Annotated in this window: 2 protein-coding genes; both read left to right on the forward strand. The window is 40.6% G+C overall.

The genetic code is table 11. From position 1 onward, the window contains the following. Positions 1-474, forward strand: a 474-nt coding sequence (locus tag CVN76_RS01455) for a hypothetical protein (protein WP_157805438.1), incomplete at its 5' end; no start/stop codon positions are given. Continuing rightward, a partial coding sequence (locus CVN76_RS01460; protein ID WP_157805439.1) for a hypothetical protein occupies positions 461-867 on the forward strand: 407 nt, incomplete at its 3' end. The genes CVN76_RS01455 and CVN76_RS01460, both read left to right, overlap by 14 nt.

Raw genomic sequence — 867 nt, forward strand, 5'->3', positions numbered from 1 at the left:
TATAAATCCAAACGATATATACATAGAAAAAGCCGAGCTGCCAATATAAAAGAATGGCTGCGCGAGGTGGAAAGCGGCGAAATTAATATTTTCGATATGCCTGCAGCTGTTACGAGCGACTACCTTTCTTTATTGTCTTATAACTTCAACGATCTATTAGCAGCAAGCACATTGAAACAACGTGTATTAGGACCGCCAGCCGAAGAAATAGACGATATAATGGGGCGTTTTCCTTACAGACCGGACCGCTACCCATACCATGGGACAAGCCTGGCTATAGAACAACCAACAGGCAAGCCATACAACCCAATTAAAGATGGGTACGACTATTTTTATAAGCAAGATATTAATAACGGTGTGGATCATTACAGCTTGGCAAACTACCCCGAAACCCTTACTAAAACAGGTACCCGTAGCGGCACAGTGAAAACGAGCGATGGGTTTAAAGGAGTGAAAAACAGTGTTTATAAATAAACTGCGATTTATAGATAACGAGAAGCAGCAGCTTTATTTTAAGGCGCTGGCTTCTTTTTTGTTGCCCTTTTTCACCTCTGACTACTATTCAAACGAATTGGATTTACAACAGGACTTTACGAGCTTTCAAGATGACGAGTCCTATTTAGAGATATTAGAAGAAGGCTTAAACCATTGTGAGGATGCTTTAGGGATTAAGCTCGGTATTCAAGATTTAATCGGACTAACCCCGAAGCGCTGGAAGTTATGTCTAGTATGTGGCGACCCTTTTTTAAGCTATGACAAGTTCAATAAAAGTAAAATCTGCTACAGCACAACATACAAACGTTTTAAGGTAGGGCAGGGAACTTATTTTAAAGCAGCTCAGGAAGGGGCTAGTAAGTGTTATATGCA

The organism is Bacillus sp. mrc49, assembly GCF_002803435.1.